The 551-nt window shown below is 63.9% G+C and carries 1 pseudogene; it reads left to right on the top strand.

The window, feature by feature from the left end:
- Nucleotides 1-551 (top strand): annotated as a pseudogene (locus AABE10_RS36285) (PRTRC system ParB family protein); the annotation flags it as partial.

Genomic DNA, 551 nt, shown 5'->3' with positions numbered 1-551 from the left:
CGACGTGAAGAAGCTGGTTGAATCGGCGTCGTGCGCACTGGCCTCGGCCATTTTCGACAAGGCGGATTGCGCGGGTTGCCCGCATAACTCGTCGACGCAGGCGCAGATGTTTGGCGAAGCGATTGGCGCCGGCAACTGCACGAACCGTAGCTGCTTCAATGCAAAAACGGAGAAGCAGCTTGAGGCGACAGCCGCTGGGCTGCGCGATGAGTTCCAGACCGTGCGGATCGTACGGGCTGGCGACAACAACACGCGAGTGCAACTGGCTGTCGACGGGTCGAATGGCGTCGGCCTCGAACAGGCGCAAGCCTGTCACGGTTGCGCCAATTACGGCGCGGCAGTGAGCGGCCTGCCGGATTCGATCGGCAAGGTCTATCGCGGCCAATGCTTCGACACCGTCTGCAACATGCAGAAGGTGGCGGCACGCATCAAGGCTGAAAAGGCTGCGAAGCAGCCCCAACAGGCCGATGGTGCGAAGTCAGCGCCCGCGGCGAAGAGCGCGACCGGGACCGGCAGCAAGTCGGCCAGTGCCCCCGCGTCCACGAACCCGT

The sequence above is a fragment of the Paraburkholderia diazotrophica genome (assembly GCF_038900755.1).
GTDB classification, from domain to species: domain Bacteria; phylum Pseudomonadota; class Gammaproteobacteria; order Burkholderiales; family Burkholderiaceae; genus Paraburkholderia; species Paraburkholderia diazotrophica_A.
This window is presented reverse-complemented; position numbering and strand designations above follow the sequence as displayed.